This window comes from Glycomyces tenuis DSM 44171, assembly GCF_000427885.1.
Lineage (GTDB): Bacteria > Actinomycetota > Actinomycetes > Mycobacteriales > Micromonosporaceae > Glycomyces > Glycomyces tenuis.
The window spans coordinates 32,288-47,198 of the sequence record NZ_ATYW01000001.1; the positions used below are offsets into that span (position 1 = coordinate 32,288).

Genomic DNA, 14,911 nt, shown 5'->3' on the forward strand with positions numbered 1-14,911 from the left:
CCTACTACGAAACCATCCGAGGATTCGACCGGACACTCTGGTCGCGATACGGTCAACTACCCCGGGTTGAGGCCCAGGGCTTGTCGCTCGTGTCCGCCGCTGGATTGCGGCGTATCGGCGACAATGGGCTGGTTGACGACAGCCCAGGTCATGCGTGCGCGGTCTCGGATGTTGACCGCGGCTACCCGGTCGGCGGGTCCAGCGAGTCCGCACCCCCGACAGGCGAAATAGTCTCTGGTGGGCCGGTTGGCCTTGGTGGTGTGCCCGCACCGCGGGCACCTCCGTGAGGTGTTGTGGGCGTCGATCACGACCACCGGCACCCCGGCCCGGCGTGCTTTGTAGGTGATGAAGGCCTGGAGTTGATGGAAGGACCACGCGTTCAGCTCGCCTCGCTGGGCGGCTGGGAGCCGTACCCGGTCACGGATGCCTTTGAGGTCTTCAAGCGCGATGCCGCGACCGGTGCGTTCAGCCTTGCCTACGAGCTGTTTCGCGATCCGGTGATTGACGTCTTTGACCGCCCGTGCCTCCCGGCGAGCGCGGGCCTTGAGTTTCTTCTTCGCCGATTTGGTGGCCTTGGCTTGGAGTTCGGCGCGGACTTTCGCCATCCGTTTGCGGTAGCGTCGGAGCCCGGTGCCGCAGTGATTGTCGCCGTCAGAGGTGGTGGCGATGTTGACGATCCCCATATCCACGCCGAGGAAATCGGCCGGGGCGGTGTTCGGTTCGCCATCAGGGATGTCGACCGTGGCCAGCAGGTACCAGTGCCCGTCGCGGAACATCAGGTCGGATTCGCCCTGGCGGTGGCGCTCCAAGGTTTTGAGGTGGTCGACATGGCCGGTGAAGGCGATGCCGCGCATCCGGCCCCTGATGGTCCAGATGGAGATGGTGCGTGTGTCGTGCTGCCACGATAGGCACCGGTCATCGAATGCTTGGGCCGCATCGGGGCGGAAGGCGATCGGCTTCGCCCTCGCCTTCGCCGCGCGTCTGCCCTGCAGCCGCCCAGCTGCGATGAGCCCGGCGATGGTGGTGTAGGCGTGGCAGGTTTTCTTGATGACCAGTTGCGCGATCTGTGAGCCGAGCCCGCGGTCCTTGAGATGGGTGTAGGTGTGCTGGCGCAGCGCGTACTCCCGCGGCACCCCATGCCGGTAGGCCACGCCCGAAGCCCAGTTCGCGGCCTCGTTCACCGCGCGCAGGGTCTGCTCCAGCGCCCGCGCCTGTTCCGGCGTCGGCACCAGCTTCACCTGCACGACCTGCTTGCCCACACATGCAACGGTAGCTACCAGGTCCGACAAGAACACCGATCCCGGCTCCGATCACTCAGTGCCATCCAGGCCGCTCATTGCTCACAGACCCACCCCGTGGGATCGTGAGCAGGCGATCACCACAAATTCCTCCACGGAGTGGAACCCCATGGGACCCTTTACGAACCAAACTGAATACGCGCTTCAAGGAGATCAGTTCATGCTTCTGCAGGAGATCATCATGAGCGACACCGCGCTCCCCAACACCTACCGGCTGGGACTCTTCGGTGAGAAGTACCGCGAAGGGAAGGCCGAGGGCGAGCGCACCGCGCTGAACCTGTATCTCGAACTCCGCGAGATCCCCGTCTCCGCGGCCGTACAGACGCGAATCGACTCCTGCGACGACGCCGAGCGGCTGAAAGCGTGGCTCGCCGAGCTGATCCGGACCGACAGCGTGGACCACATCCGGGACTGAGCCGCGGCTCGACGATCGCTGCGAGTTCCGCTTCATCGCAGACGGCATGTAACGGCGCGGTCTCCCGGCGGGGAGCCGCGCCGTCCGCTCTGCGGCGCCTGACGAGGTAGGCCAGGCCGATCACGGGCAGGACCAGCGGGACGAAGCCGTAGCCCGAGCCGAAGTGCGACCACACCGACGCCTCGGGGAACCAGTCCTCCACCGCGTAGCTCAGCGCCCCGACGCCCACCACTCCGGCCAGCTCGACGCTCACCGCCGCCAGCGCGAGACCTGCCGCGCCGCGCACGATCGCGATCGCCGCGACGAGGTAGATGAACGCGGCGACCGCGCTGAGGGAGTAGCTGATCGGGGCATGGTCGAACTTCGTCGCGATCTGATACCCGGCCCGCACCCCCGCCGAGACCGCGAAGACGACGTAGACCAGGACGACGAGCCTGCCGAAACCGGCCGACAGGGAGCGCCTCGCGGGCGCGGTCTCAGGCGACGACATCGATCTGGTGCTCCCAGATCTGGTGGACGCGCAGCATCAGCGCGGCCACGATCAGGCAGGACGCGGCGACGGTGCCGATGCCCCAGCGGCTGCGGTCGATCGAGCCCCAGAAGAGGGCGGCGACCGGGACCAGCAGCGTGGTGACGAGGTAGGAGAAGAACAGGGCCTTGCCGCCGCCCTCGGCGCCCGGCACCACGATGATCGCGGTGACCAGCTGGGCGAGCAGCAGCACCTCCAGGACGCCGACGCCCACGACGTTCGCGCGGCCGACCTCCTTGGACCGGGCGGTGTCGACGAAGAACCACGCGGCCAACGCCAGCGCGGCGGCCTGCGCCGCGAGGTAGAGCCATTCGATCACGCCACCGACGCTAGCCCAGGGACGGAAGCGGGCGGCAGGACGTCCTCGTCCGCGTGAGGTGGCCGCCGGGCGGCGAGACGTTCGGCGCGGACGCCCCCCGCGACTAGACTTCGCGGCATGGCTGATCTCACGCACGTCGACCCCTCGGGCGCGGCCCGCATGGTCGACGTCTCGGAGAAGGACGTCTCGGCGCGCCTGGCGCGGGCGAGCGGGCGGCTGCTCACCACCCCGGAGGTGGTGTCGGCGCTGCGCGAGAACTCCCTCGCGAAAGGCGACGCGCTCGCGACGGCGCGCATCGCGGGGATCATGGCGGCCAAGCGGACGCCGGACCTGGTGCCGCTGTGCCACCCGATCGCGATCAGCGGCGTGAAGGTCGACCTGACCGTGACCGACGAGGGCGTCGACATCGCCGCGCGCGTCAAGACCGCCGACCGCACCGGCGTCGAGATGGAGGCCCTGACGGCGGTGTCGGTGGCCGGGCTTACCTTGGTGGACATGGTCAAGGCACTGGACCCGGCCGCGCAGATCACCGACGTCCGTGTCGAGGAGAAGCTCGGCGGGAAGACCGGCGAATGGCGGCGCGAAGCGCCTCAGGTTCGGGGGAGCGAGCGGTTGGGCGGGGCGACGGGCGAGGGCCGGCGCGAAGCGCCTCGGGAGACGGGCGGGGACGCATGGCAGCGATAAGCGCCGTCGTCGTGGTGGCATCGAATCGGGCCGCCGACGGCGTCTACGAGGACACCTCCGGGCCGATCCTGGTCGAAGGCTTCGCCGAGCGCGGCTTCAACGTGGCCGGACCGGTCGTGGTCCACGACGGCGACGAGGTCGAGCAGGCGCTGCGCGACGCGGTGGACGACGGCTACGACCTCGTCGTCACCTCCGGCGGCACCGGCCTGACCTCCACCGACCTGACCCCCGAGGCCACCAGCCGCGTCGTCGACTTCGAGGTCCCCGGCATCGCCGAGGCCGTCCGCGCCGCCGGGCTCGCCAAGACCCCGCACGCGGCGCTCTCGCGCGGCATCTGCGGCGTCGCCCGCCGCACCCTCATCGTCAACGTCGCCGGATCCACCGGCGCCGCCAAGGACGCGCTCACCGTCCTCACCGTCGAACTGCTCGAGCACGCCGTGTCGCAGCTGCACGACGGCGACCACGAGAGGAACGACTGATGCCCATCGGCTGGGCCGAGGCCCGCGAGACCGCATGGCGGGCCGGATACGACGGCCGCAGGCCCGCCGCCGTGCTGCCGTTCGGCGAGTCCGTCGGCTCGGCGCTGGCCGCGCCGCTCACCGCCGCCTCCGACCTGCCCGCGTTCCCGACCTCGGCCGTGGACGCGTGGGCGGTCGCGGGCGAGGGCCCCTGGCGCGTCACCGGCGCCGAAGTGCTGGCCGGATCGGTCCCGGCGCCCATCGGGCCCGGCGAGGCCGTCAAGATCGCCACCGGCGCTCAAGTGCCCGCGGGCTGCGAGGGGCTCATCCGCCTGGAGCACGCCGAGCTCAGCGGCGAGACCGTCACCGGCCCGGCCGCGCGCGAATGGCGCGAGACCGGCGAGGAGGCGAAGGGCGGCGAGGTGATGCTGCCGGTCGGGACGCCGATCTCGCCGCCGGTCATCGGGCTCGCCGCCGCCGCGGGGCACTCGGCGCTGCCCGCCCACCCCAGGCCGCCCGCGCGCGTGGTCGTCTTCGGCGACGAGCTGCTGACCAGCGGAGCGTCCCGCGACGGGCGCGTGCGCGACTCGCTGGGGCCGATGATCCCCCACATGCTCGACGCGGCGGGCGCCGACGTCGCCGCCGAGACGCTCGGGCCGGTGGCCGACACGCTCGCCGAGCACGTCGCGGCGCTGCGCGCCGCCACCGCCGAGGCCGACCTCACCTGCACCACCGGCGGGACGATGGTCGGCCCGGTCGACCACCTCCACGCGGCCCTCGAGGAGATCGGCGCGGACTACCTGGTCAACACCGTCTCAGTCCGGCCCGGCTTCCCCATGCTGCTGGCGCGCACGAAGGACGGCCGGTTCATCGCCGGGCTGCCCGGCAACCCGCAGTCGGCGGTCATCGCCGTGGTGACACTCGTCGTCCCGCTGCTGGCGGGGCTGCGGGGTCTGCCGCTGCCGCCGCTGGGCTCGATCGAGCTCGCCGAGCGCGTGCCCGGGCGCGGTCCGGCGACGCACCTGGCGCTGGTCGACGCGGCGGGGAACCGGCTCCCGCATCACGGCTCGGCGATGCTCCGCGGCCTGGCGAACGCGGCCGGCTTCGCCGTCGTCGAACCCGAGAGCGAGGCGCGCGCCGGGCAGCGCGTCCCGCTCGCGACGGTCCCGGGGGTGCGGTCATGATCCGCGTGCGAATCGCCGACACGGCGATCGATGCGGCGGAGCACGAGCGGGCCGTCTCGCTCGACGTCACCGGTGCCGTGGTCACGTTCTCGGGGAACGTGCGCGACCACGACCACGGCAGGGGGGTCACGGCGCTCGGTTACGAGGGCCACCCGTCGGCCGAGGCGATCCTGCGCGAGATCGCCGAGGAGATCGCCGCGCGGCCCGGCGTCCACGGCGTCGCCGTCTCGCACCGGGTCGGCGACCTCGCGATCGGCGACGCGGCGCTGGTCGCCGCCGTCTCGGCCGAGCACCGCAAGGAGGCGTTCGAGGCCTGCGCGGACCTCGTCGACGAGGTGAAGGCGCGGCTGCCGATCTGGAAGCACCAGTTCTTCGCCGACGGCGGCGACGAGTGGGTCAACTGCCCCTGATCCAGCACCCGATGCGAAGGAGACGCGGATGGAACCGCACGCGACGATGCGGGCGGTCGTCTGCACCGGGTACGGGTCACCGGAGGTGTTGCAGGTCCGCGAGGTCGCGAAACCCCGCCCGCGTCCCGACGAGATCCTGATCCGGGTCGTGGCCGCCACCGCGCATGTCGGCGACACGCGGATCCGGCGAGCCGACCCCTTCCCGGCGCGGTTCGTGTTCGGCCTGTTCCGGCCGAAGCGGAACCTGGTGCTCGGCATGGAGCTGTCCGGCGTCGTCGAGACCGCCGGAGACGCCGTCACCGACTTCGCCGAGGGCGACGAGGTCATGGCGTTCACCGGCTTCGGATTGGGCGGCAACGCCGAGTTCCGGGCGCTTCCCGCCTTGAGCCGCAACGCCGGACGGCACGGCCTCGTCGTCCGCAAACCTCCCGCCCTCTCACACGCGGAAGCGGCCGCCGTTCCGGCCGGGGGCCTCACCGCGCTGCAGAACCTGCGCAAAGCGGGCCTGCGCGGCGGCGAGCGCCTCCTGGTCAACGGCGCGTCCGGCAGCCTGGGGACGTACGCCGTGCAGCTGGCCGAACACCTCGGAGCGGAGGTGACGGCGGTGTGCAGCGCGGCGAACCGCGAGCTCGTCCTCTCGCTGGGAGCCGACCGCGTCGTCGACTACGCCGCGGAGGACTTCACTCGGGCCGGTGCCCACGACGTCGTCTACGACGCGGTGATGACCTCGAGCGCGGCGAAATGCCGACGCATCCTGAGACCGGGAGGACGGTTCGTGAACAACAACCGCCTGCCGAAGCTCGAACGCTCGGACCTGCTCGAGCTCGCCGACCTCATCGAAGGCGGAGCGCTGCGCCCGGTCATCGACCGGGCCTACGCCATGAGCGACGTCGTCGAAGCGCACCGCTACGTCGACACCGGGCGCAAGAAGGGCAACGTCGTCATCACCGTGGGGGACGCCGACTCCTAGGCCGACCGGTCGGCGGACCCGTCGTCCTTGGACCCGCGGCCCAGGAGCTTCACCAGCAGCACGCCGCCGACCACGACGACCAGCGCCGCCAGGAGGATCAGGGCGAGGGTGGTGCCGGTGTTCGTGTCCTCCTCGGGGCTGTCGGCCGCGTCGGACGTGTCCGGCTCGGCGGCCTCGCTCGTCTCGGCCTCGGCCTCGGTCTCGGTCTCGGTCGGCGCGGCCGAGTCCGTCGACTCGGCGCCTTCGGCGAGCAGCTCGTCGGGGATGGCCTCGACGGTGAAGGTCCACGCGTCGTCGACGCGGTGGCCGTCCTCGGAGACCACGCGGAAGGCGACGGTGTACTCGCCGGGGGTGGTGTACAGCATCGGCTGGGTGAAGGTGTCGCCTTCGAAGGCGGCCTCGTCGAGTTCGAGCGTCTCGCCGGCCGGGTCGGTGACGGCGATCGTGGTGGAGGGGCCGTCGAGGACCTCGGAGAACGTGGCCGAGACCGATGCCGGGGCGGTGTCCAGCGTGGCTCCGTCCTCGGGGTCGGTGCCGAGGAGGGCGGCGTGCGCTGAGGCGGCCGTGGCGGTCGCGGCGGCGAGGACGGCGCCGCATCCGGCGGCGAGGAGGAGTCGGAGCGCGTGTGCGCGGGAACCTTGCAGCATGGCGCCATGGTGCCACAGGCCGGCCGGTTCCCGAATGCGTGGCGAGTCACATGCCGTCGCAGCTCACAGGCATTCGGTCACCGTGCGTGCGCCCAATCTCATGGAATTGCGCAGTTGATGCCGATCCTCCACCGGACCCTCGTGTTGACGATCGCCAGAAGTTGTGATGTGCTTACGTCCATGGTTGAACCGATCCGATGGGGAATCCTGGCGACCGGCAACATTGCATCGACCTATGTAGAAGATCTTGCCCTGCTCGACGACTGCCGGGTCACCGCTGTGGCCTCAAGGTCGTCCGAACGTGCTGCCGCCTTCGCCGAGAAGTACGACATTCCCCATGCCTGGGACTCCGTCCAGGCGCTTGCCCAAGACGACGACGTCGACATCGTCTACGTCGCCACGCCCCACTCCCACCACTACATCCCGACCATCCAGCTCCTCGAGGCCGGCAAGCACGTCCTGTGCGAGAAGGCGTTCGCCTACAACGCCGGCCAGGCCAAGACGATGTTCAACGTCGCCCGCGAACATCAGCGGTTCCTCATGGAGGCCATGTGGACCCGCTGCAACCCCGCGATCCGCGAGATGCGCCGCGCCATCAAGGAGGGGATGATCGGCGAGGTCATCGGCGTGCACGCGAACTTCGCGATCCACGGCGACTTCGGACCCGAGCACCGGCTGCGCAACCCCGACCTCGCCGGCGGCGCCCTGCTCGACCTCGGCATCTACCCGATCACCTTGGCGCACTTGGCTCTCGGCGTTCCCGACACGGTCCACGCCGAAGCGGTGATGACCCCCGAGGGCGTCGACGCGCACACGGCGCTGACCTTGCGCTACCCCAACGGGATCGCCCAGTTGACGTGCTCGTTCGTGGGCGGGGCGGCGAACGCCGCCACGATCTCCGGCACCGAGGGCCGTATCGAGCTGAGCGACCTCGCCTACCGGCCCAGCGCGTACACCGTGATCCGCCACGGCGAGGCGCCCCGCGAGTTCGAGGCGCCCTACGTCGGCCACGGCTACGTCCACGAGGCGCTCGAAGTCCACAGAGCACTGCGGCAGGGCCGCCTCGAGTCCACGCTCGTCCCCCCGTCCAGCACCATCGAGGTGATGGAGATCATGGACGAGGCCCGCAAGCAGATCGGCCTGCACTACCCCGGCGAGACCCGTCCGCTCTAGGGCGTCCGGGCTCTTCGGGCTTCGGCCCTACCGCCGCTCGCTGAGGAAGTCGAATCCGGAGCCGTCGGGAAGCGTGATGTTGTCGTACAGTGCCCGCTTGGTTCCGAAGCGGCCCTTGAACGCTCGTTCGACGCCCCGGTGGAGCCGGACCGAGTCCGCGGAGACCTCGTATTCGAGCGCGCACTCGACCGGTTCCAGCGGGAGCGGATGGTCGCCCTTGGCGACCAGCGGCAGCCGCTCCTCCCATTCGAGGGTCGGCCGCAGGCGGACCCTGGCGAACCTGCGATCGGTGAGGACCCAGACCCCCTCGCCGGCCTTCGGCATCGGCGTGGAAGGGTCGTACATCGCCATGCACTGCGGGTCCGAGCCGAACACGACCGCCCGCGGCGGCACGGGCATGCGGTGGCCGTCGTCGAACACCGGACTGTGCCCTTCGGCCAACCCGACGACGGTGATCACGGGTCGGAAGATCCGCTTCCACACGGTCTGCTTCGACTCGACCCGCTGATCCAGGACGGTCCCGTCCTGCTTCCGGCCCGCCACCAGGTAGCCGTCGACGCCTTCGGCGGACATCCACTTCACGGCTTCGCCCGACCGGAGGACCTGCTCGCCGAGCAGCGCGGCGCCGTCGCGCCCGGCGTCCACCATGCGGTATTTCCGTCTCGTCGCGAATTCCATCTCGACTGGAGACTCCGTCCTTCGAGCCGGTCGAAGCCGGCGTCGGTGATACGCGATATCGCGTATCTAGTACTCGATCTCCTTGGCGGCCTGTTCGCGCTTCGCGAGAATGGCCGCGTGCTTCTCTCGGAGCCAGGCGGCCCGCTGTTCGGCGTTCTCGATCGAGGTCGACGGCGCGGCCTCCACCGGCACGCCGTGCCGCTGGGCCTCCCCGCGGAAGATCTCGTCGAGGCCGGGCAGCAGCGCCATGACCGGGCCGGTGAAGAAGCCGGTCGCGGCCTCCTTGGTGCGGATCCAGCCCTTGTACTCGATCTCGCAGACGACCTGGCGGCGGCCCGCCTCGGGGTCCTTGATCGCCAGTTCGGAGACCAGAGCCCACAGCGTGAAGACGGCGGACGTGGCCTTCTCGGAGACCCAGCCGCGGCCGGGCACCGGCGGCAGGACCGTCTCGATGCCCTCGACGAAGCCGTCGGTGCTGAGCTTCTCGATGATGCCGTCGATGGTGCGGGTGCGGAAGGCCCGGACCTTGCCCCACTTGGCGGTGTCGCCGTCGAAGCCGACCTCCTCGGGGCCGATGTCGATGGTGCCGAACCGGTCGAGCTGGCGCAGCAGCAGGCCGGTGCCGGTGGGCGGCTTGGCCCCGGCGGTGATCAGCTTGGACAGGCTCCACTGCCACGGCTCGGCCACCGGCGCGCTGGGCAGCGGCAGGCGCCGCAGCAGCTCCTCGACGTCGCCCTCGCGGAGGGCGTTCTTGGTGTTGTCGGCGAAGTTCACGGCGGCGTCGCGCCTGTCCCGGGCATAGCCGGTGGCGGCGTCGCGCTTCTCGCGGGCGGCGTCGACGCCGACGTCGACGACCATCTTGCCGGCGTCCTGAGCGCGCTGCTTGATCTGGTCCAGGCGGTCTTTCATTCCCATGTGAGCAATTTACAAGTCACGGGCAACGGGCCGCGCGTCAGTCGTTGCGGCCCAGATTGTCCCGGGCGCGCTCGCGCACGTCGTCGGGCATGTAGCGCCGCATCAGCCCGTCGACGTCGATCTTGTCCCCCGCGACCGCCTGCGCCAGCTCGGCCATCTTCAGCCCGTAGGCGGCCGTGGCCTCCCGGATGAGGGCGATGATCGTCGGGGCGAGCGTCTGGCGCTGGCGCATGGCGTGCTCGTCGATGCCGATCTCGTCGACCTTGCCGTCGGAGTCGAGCTTGACGCGGACGAGCCCGTCCTCGGAGTACACCTCGACCGCGTCGGCGCCCAGCTGGGCGCTCATCTCGTCGAAGCGGCGGATCGTCTCCTCGGCCTCGGCCTGCATCCGCTCGAGGCGCGCCATCATCTCATGCGGGTCGGGCCGACTGCTGCGATCGCTCATCAGCGCGCCTCCTCGTCGTTCGTGGTCATGGACGCCATGACCTGGTTGACCTCGGCGGACAGTTCCCGCTCCACCTGCTGCATCGCGGCCTTCATCGTCGCGACGATCAGCGCGCCGAGCTCGACGCCGCTCAGGTCGAACGCCTTGAGCCGCAGATCCAGCTCCTTGATCTGGCCGCCGGGGCCCGCGACCACTCGCACGGAGCCGTCCTCGGAGACCACCTCGGCCTCCGCCTCGAGCGCCAGGCGCTGTACGCGAGCGATCTTGCTCTGCATGTCCTCATCGTCGGGCAAGGCATTCCCCTTCCGGTCTCCACCTGCGGCCGGTGCCGCCTGCCTGTGATCGTATAAGCGCGATGCTCACCCGGCCACCTCGGCCGCTGCCACCTCAGGGGGTATTGCGGCCGGGGGTTATATTCGAGATCACCACCCCGGAATGCCCATTACCTGAGGTGAATGCACATGTCCGAGCCCGTCGGCGTCACGCCGCAGCAACTCTCCGATGCCGAACAGCAGCTTCGGAGCCAGATCGACCCAGCGGCCGAACTCGAGACCAAGGCCAACGCCGAAGGACTCGACATGATGGCCTGGGGCGTCCCCGGCCTGTTCTTCTCCCCCGGCTACTACCAGATGACCGCCGACATCAAAGAGCTCTTCCGCATGATGGTCGAAGGGCTGGAGGGCCACGCCACCCGCCTCAAGGACTGCCGCGAGGCCTGGGACACGGCGGACATGGACACCGCCACCGAGTTCTCCCAGTTCGCCCCCGAGGGCCTGGGCAGCAGCATCGACTGGGGTGGCGCGACGTTCACCGGCAGCGGCGGGAACTACACCACGGCGGGCCCGGTCGCGGTCATCGACGGCGGGTCGTGGATGAAGGCGTCCCCCACCAAGGCGATCACGAACTACGCGGAATACGGCGACAAGATCGAAGCGGTCAAGCGCGCCGACGACGGCGGCGAGATGCTCTACGCCGTCATGGACATCAGCGCGGCCACCATGGGCTGGGCCGGCGACGCCATGGAGATCGCCACCAACCCGCTGTCGTTCCTGATCTCAGCGGGCCTGGACTTCCTGATCTCGCTCATCCAGCCGGTCGACGACCTCCTCGGCATGGTCATCGGCAACGCCGAGCGCATGGGCGAGGAGATCAAACGCTGGAACGGGATCAAAGGCGGCCTGCCGCCGATCGGCGAGGCGGTCGCCACGATCCCCGAAGGCGGGCTCAGCCAGTGGTCCGGCCAGGACGGCAACGCCGCGCGGACGAAGATCAAGGAGTTCGCCGAGGCGGTGCTCGACCTCGGCGACAAGATCCAGGTGCTCGAAGGCCTGATGCAGCTGTGCGAGCTGATCGCCACGCTCATCCGCAAGACGCTGCTCGGCATCCTGGCCGACTGGATCACCAACCAGATCATCGCCTGGGCCATCGCCGGAGCGGCCTCCGCGTTCACCTTCGGTGGAGCCGCCGCCGCGCAGCTGGCGAACTCCATCCGCTCGGCGATCCAGACCGTCATCAAGGCGCTCGACAGGTACAACAAGGCCGCTCAGGCGTTCATCGACGGGAGCAAGATCCTCAGCCGCGTCCAGCAGGTCGTCGAGGTGGCCGCGCACCCGCTGACGGAGGCCGGCATGAAGTTCGTCGGCACGGTCGGCACGCTCGCGGGCGCCGGCGGCCCCCCGACCAGCGACTCGATCGCCGACGGGTTCAACGGCTAGCGTGGCACGCCCCGAACCCCCCGTCTCCCAGCACGGTTTCGCGACCGTCGACGACATCGACGACGCGCCCGCGTTCGCCTACAAGGACGACATGGGCAGGCGCCACCAGGCCGATCCGGAGCCGATGATCGACTTCGACTCCCTCGACGACTGCAAGGCGGGCCGCTCGGTGCGGCTCCAGCCGCGCGAGGGCCGGGGGGTGCTGGACGTCTTCGTGTGCACCGCCGAGACCGCGGACGCGACCGGCGTGCTCCTGCTCGACGGGAAGGCCGTCGCGGCCGGAGACGGCCGCTACCAGGTCGAGCTGCCGCCGGGCGAGCATACCGTCGAAGTGCAGGGAGCGGACGCCGCGAGCTCGGCGTTCACCTTGGCCGAGGGCGAGCGCGTCTGCTTCACGACCGGTCAGGGCGTGGCGATCCGCAACCAGGTCGAATACCGCACCCAGCTGTACCGGGTCGAGGACGGCGCCGAGATCATGCCCCTCCTGGAGGGGCAGGGCGCCAAGGCCTCCAACATCGGCTGCCTGACGGCCGTCGCCGGCGTGGTCGCCCTGGTCGTATCGGTCGTGGCGGTGATGCTCGCCCCGGAAGGGCTCGCGCAGGGCGTCGCCACCGCGTTCGTGCTGGCGAGCACGGCCGCGCTGGTCACCGGCGTGGCCGTGGGGATCACCGCGACCCGCCGCCTGCACCGGCGCGCCGCGTCGGCCCGCGTCGGGCCGGTCCACCGGGTCGCCGGGGACGGCCGCGCGATCGCCTTCCCTTCGCCCATCGACGTGCGCGACTGGAGGCGGAACGACGGCTCGCACGGCGTCGCGATCGCGTTCGACCTGTTCCTGTACCGGGTGACGCGGCGGCCGGGCGGCCCGGCGAGCTATTCGGGGGCGAACGAGGCCCTGGCGCTGTCCCACGCCTCCCGGCCGCGGCTGCGGATCGACGACGCCGAGGTGCCGTGCGACTGGTCGACGTGGTTCTACCGGCTTCCGGTTGGCGAGCACCACTTCGTCGCCGAGTACGGCCCCGACCCGGTCGACGGGTTCACGGCCCGGCACGAGTTCTCGTTCGAGGTCGAGGACGTCGGCGACGTCGCGGTCGTGCACCTGCCGTTCCGCGTGTTCCGGGTCTGGGACGAGAGCGGGCGGCGCCTGACCGCCTTCCGGCCGCAGATCGCGAGTCGGGTCACCAAGGAGGCGCGCTCGCTGGTCGCGCGCTCGCAGGGCGACTCGGTCCCGAAGTCGGACTGGGTGCCCCCGCGGATCTGGCCGCGCAACGGGCACGGCGCCGCGGAGTAGACCCCGAACCGGTCTCGGCCTGTCTCGGCTCGAACATCCTGGGAACGGACAAGGGCCGGACGAACCTGTGATGGTTCGCCCGGCCCTTGCCGTACTGCCTACGCGTAAGGGTCTTCGTCCTCGTTGCCGATGCCCCAGACGTCGTCTTCTTCAGTGAGCCAGGTGTCCTTGCCGTCCTGGTCCTCACCGGGTCCGCCCATGCCGCGGCCACCGGCGCCGCCCATCATGCCGCCGGCCATGCCGCGGCCGGCTCCGGCGCCCGCACCTCTACCGCCGGCACCGGCGCCCGCGCCGCGACCGGCTCCGGCGCCCGCACCCGCGCCTCTACCGCCGGCTCCGGCACCGGCGCCGCGACCGGCGCCCGCGCCGCCCATCATGCCGCCGCCGATGCCACCGGCTCCGGCGCCGAGACCGCCGCCCGCACCGCCGCCGGGAAGACCGCCGCCGGCACCTCCACCACCGGGAAGACCGCCGAGGCCACCGCCACCGCCGCCACCGCTGGCGAGACCGCCGCCGACGTCGTCGGGGTCGGGAGTCGACGGGTCCCACGGGTTGGGGTCGAGGCCGTCGTCGGGGAGATTGGTGTCGGGCGGCCCGCCGGGACCGGGGAGATCGGGACGCGGAGAGTTGGGGCCTCCCCCAAGGTCCGGCGTCGGCACGCTCCCGGGCGCGGGCGGTTCCATGCCGTCGAGACCGCCGCCGCCCATGTCGGGCATGCCGCCGCCACCGCCGGAGTCGAGCCCTCCGCTGCCGGGCTTGTCGGTCTGCCCGTCGTTGAAGGTGGTCTGCTCACCCTGCTCGTGGTCGGGCTCGATCTCGGTGACCGCCATGTCGGTGGTGCTGTGCCGGTCGGTGACCTCTTCGTTGACCTCGGCGGCCTGGGCCTGGAGGATCTCCTGGCCGTCGTTGCCCATGTCCTCGAGCATGTCGTCGGCCAGCTGGTCGGCCTTGTACTGAGCGAGCTCCTCGCCCTTGCGCCCGTCCTCCTCGTAGTCCGGGTTCTCCGCCACGTACTCCGCCCAGCGGTTGTACTCCTCTTCGCGCGCGTCGTGGACCTCGTCCACGATGCCCGGGTCGAAGCCCGCGAGCTCGACGGCTTCCTTCGTCTCGTCGTTCGCCTTGATCTCGCAGGTCTGGAAGAACGGGGGGCGGATGTGGATCGCCTGCGAACCGCAGCCGGTGTTCTCCAGGAAGAACTTCGGCGCGGGGTAGACGATGGCCGTGCCGCCCTGCTGGTTGAAGATCTCCTGCTGCTTGTCGTTGAGGACCTTGATGATGCCGCCGGCGCCATCTTCACCGGCGATGTCCTTCATGATGGTCTTGCAGTTCCTGATGACGGTCTGGGTCTGCTCCTCGAACCCGTCGTAGTCGTCGCCCTTCCATGAGTTGGCGAGATCTGCCAGCCCATTCTCGAGATCCTCCCAGATGGTGCCGAAGAGTTCATGGAACTCCGACCACTTGTCCCGGATCGTGTCCAGAGCGTAATCGGCCTCAGGCTGCGGCCGGAGCGAGGCGACCATGCTCTGGATCGTCTGGCCGGGAGGAAGCAGCATGGTTCCCTCGCGGGCAGCGGTCATGCTGTTGATCTGAGTCGCCTGCGGCACTGCCGACATGAGCTTGATCCAGGCCGTCTCGGCCGGATCCTCCTCGTCGTTGGTGCAGTCGCCGGTGCCGCAGTAGGGGTTGACCCTCAGGTCGTTCTCAGCGCCTTGGAACTCCGAACCTGACTGCCCTTCTTCGACCTCTTCGTAGTCGGGGCGCTCGAATTCTTCTTCGCTCATGA

The 14,911-nt window shown here is 70.3% G+C and carries 17 protein-coding genes; 9 read left to right on the top strand and 8 right to left on the bottom strand.

Going from position 1 to position 14,911, the window contains the following annotated elements; genetic code table 11:
- Nucleotides 1-56: 56 nt before the first annotated feature.
- Nucleotides 57-1,259: an RNA-guided endonuclease InsQ/TnpB family protein gene (locus YWW_RS27420; RefSeq protein ID WP_211228379.1), complete on the bottom strand. Its 1,203-nt coding sequence runs from the start codon at nt 1,257-1,259 to the stop codon at nt 57-59.
- 199 nt (nt 1,260-1,458) lie between these two features.
- Here YWW_RS27420 and YWW_RS35585 point away from each other — a divergent pair, with 199 nt between their 5' ends.
- Entirely contained in the window at nt 1,459-1,713 is a 255-nt protein-coding gene (locus YWW_RS35585; protein WP_035698207.1) for a hypothetical protein, read from the top strand.
- Between the two features lie 476 nt (nt 1,714-2,189).
- On the opposite strand, the gene YWW_RS0100155 is transcribed toward YWW_RS35585, so the two are convergent.
- Complete coding sequence (locus tag YWW_RS0100155; protein ID WP_026928497.1) at nt 2,190-2,561, bottom strand: hypothetical protein; 372 nt, start codon at nt 2,559-2,561, stop codon at nt 2,190-2,192.
- Nucleotides 2,562-2,678: 117 nt separating this feature from the next.
- Between YWW_RS0100155 and moaC the strand changes: the two genes are divergently transcribed.
- From moaC to YWW_RS0100180, 5 genes are read left to right on the top strand one after another with little or no spacing between them, the layout of a single operon-like run.
- Nucleotides 2,679-3,245: a cyclic pyranopterin monophosphate synthase MoaC gene (gene moaC / locus YWW_RS27430; RefSeq protein ID WP_081687077.1), complete on the top strand. Its 567-nt coding sequence runs from the start codon at nt 2,679-2,681 to the stop codon at nt 3,243-3,245.
- Complete coding sequence (locus tag YWW_RS0100165; RefSeq protein ID WP_035698206.1) at nt 3,233-3,724, top strand: MogA/MoaB family molybdenum cofactor biosynthesis protein; 492 nt, start codon at nt 3,233-3,235, stop codon at nt 3,722-3,724. The genes moaC and YWW_RS0100165 overlap by 13 nt, the downstream gene beginning before the upstream one ends.
- Nucleotides 3,724-4,887 carry a molybdopterin molybdotransferase MoeA gene (locus tag YWW_RS27435; RefSeq protein ID WP_035703850.1) on the top strand — a complete coding sequence of 388 codons (1,164 nt, stop codon included), beginning with the start codon at nt 3,724-3,726 and terminating at the stop codon, nt 4,885-4,887. The genes YWW_RS0100165 and YWW_RS27435 overlap by 1 nt, the downstream gene beginning before the upstream one ends.
- Nucleotides 4,884-5,297, top strand: coding sequence for a molybdenum cofactor biosynthesis protein MoaE (locus tag YWW_RS0100175; RefSeq protein ID WP_026928499.1), 414 nt, complete (start codon nt 4,884-4,886; stop codon nt 5,295-5,297). The genes YWW_RS27435 and YWW_RS0100175 overlap by 4 nt, the downstream gene beginning before the upstream one ends.
- Nucleotides 5,298-5,325: 28 nt before the next feature.
- The gene (locus tag YWW_RS0100180) at nt 5,326-6,267 is read left to right on the top strand and encodes an NAD(P)-dependent alcohol dehydrogenase (RefSeq protein WP_211228380.1); all 942 of its coding nucleotides are present in this window, start codon (nt 5,326-5,328) and stop codon (nt 6,265-6,267) included.
- Here the strand turns inward: YWW_RS0100180 and YWW_RS27440 are convergent.
- Complete coding sequence (locus YWW_RS27440) at nt 6,264-6,914, bottom strand: copper resistance CopC family protein (protein WP_051325198.1); 651 nt, start codon at nt 6,912-6,914, stop codon at nt 6,264-6,266. The genes YWW_RS0100180 and YWW_RS27440 overlap by 4 nt on opposite strands.
- A 180-nt stretch (nt 6,915-7,094) precedes the next feature.
- Here YWW_RS27440 and YWW_RS0100190 point away from each other — a divergent pair, with 180 nt between their 5' ends.
- Nucleotides 7,095-8,087: a Gfo/Idh/MocA family protein gene (locus tag YWW_RS0100190; RefSeq protein ID WP_026928501.1), complete on the top strand. Its 993-nt coding sequence runs from the start codon at nt 7,095-7,097 to the stop codon at nt 8,085-8,087.
- Between the two features lie 27 nt (nt 8,088-8,114).
- Here the strand turns inward: YWW_RS0100190 and YWW_RS0100195 are convergent, their stop codons facing one another.
- From YWW_RS0100195 to YWW_RS0100210, 4 genes are all read right to left on the bottom strand, one after another.
- Nucleotides 8,115-8,765 carry a hypothetical protein gene (locus tag YWW_RS0100195; protein WP_026928502.1) on the bottom strand — a complete coding sequence of 217 codons (651 nt, stop codon included), beginning with the start codon at nt 8,763-8,765 and terminating at the stop codon, nt 8,115-8,117.
- A gap of 66 nt (nt 8,766-8,831) precedes the next feature.
- Nucleotides 8,832-9,680, bottom strand: coding sequence for a hypothetical protein (locus YWW_RS0100200; RefSeq protein ID WP_155829742.1), 849 nt, complete (start codon nt 9,678-9,680; stop codon nt 8,832-8,834).
- A 37-nt stretch (nt 9,681-9,717) separates the two neighbouring features.
- Nucleotides 9,718-10,125 carry a YbaB/EbfC family nucleoid-associated protein gene (locus YWW_RS0100205; protein WP_026928504.1) on the bottom strand — a complete coding sequence of 136 codons (408 nt, stop codon included), beginning with the start codon at nt 10,123-10,125 and terminating at the stop codon, nt 9,718-9,720.
- A complete protein-coding gene (locus YWW_RS0100210; protein WP_026928505.1) occupies nt 10,125-10,400 on the bottom strand; it encodes a YbaB/EbfC family nucleoid-associated protein in 276 nt (91 codons plus the stop codon). Before YWW_RS0100210 ends, YWW_RS0100205 begins: the two co-directional genes overlap by 1 nt.
- 186 nt (nt 10,401-10,586) lie before the next feature.
- On the opposite strand from YWW_RS0100210, the gene YWW_RS0100215 reads away from it, so the two are divergent.
- Complete coding sequence (locus tag YWW_RS0100215) at nt 10,587-11,840, top strand: hypothetical protein (protein WP_155829744.1); 1,254 nt, start codon at nt 10,587-10,589, stop codon at nt 11,838-11,840.
- A gap of 1 nt (nt 11,841) precedes the next feature.
- On the top strand, nt 11,842-13,128 hold the full coding sequence (locus YWW_RS0100220) for a hypothetical protein (RefSeq protein ID WP_026928507.1): 1,287 nt from the start codon (nt 11,842-11,844) through the stop codon (nt 13,126-13,128).
- Between the two features lie 98 nt (nt 13,129-13,226).
- On the opposite strand, the gene YWW_RS35590 is transcribed toward YWW_RS0100220, so the two are convergent.
- Complete coding sequence (locus tag YWW_RS35590; protein WP_155829746.1) at nt 13,227-14,909, bottom strand: hypothetical protein; 1,683 nt, start codon at nt 14,907-14,909, stop codon at nt 13,227-13,229.
- Between the last annotated feature and the right edge of the window lie 2 nt (nt 14,910-14,911).